This is a genomic window from Serratia nevei (assembly GCF_024160145.1).
In the GTDB taxonomy this organism is placed as follows: Bacteria; Pseudomonadota; Gammaproteobacteria; order Enterobacterales; family Enterobacteriaceae; genus Serratia; species Serratia nevei_A.
On sequence record NZ_JAMYWQ010000181.1, the window covers coordinates 1 to 255 of the forward strand.

The following is a 255-nucleotide window of genomic DNA, read 5'->3' on the forward strand; positions in this document are numbered from 1 at the left end:
AGCAACTTCTGAAGCTCGAAGTTGACAGTCGGGACGAACGACGGCGTCAGACGCTGCTTCGCCTTTCCGGTTTGCCTGCGGTCAAGACGCTGGAGCAGTTCGACTTTAAGTTTGCCAGCGGTGCACCGCGAGCGCAGATCCAGGAGCTGGGTGGCCTGGCGTTCATAGAACGTCAGGAGAACATCGTGTTGCTGGGGCCATCGGGCGTGGGCAAGAGTCATATTGCTGCCGCTCTGGCCTATAAGTGCGCGATGG

1 protein-coding gene is annotated in these 255 nt (G+C 59.2%); it reads left to right on the forward strand.

Translation table 11 applies throughout. From position 1 onward, the window contains the following. A partial coding sequence (locus tag M6G53_RS25310) for an ATP-binding protein (RefSeq protein WP_253335300.1) occupies positions 1-255 on the forward strand: 255 nt, incomplete at both ends.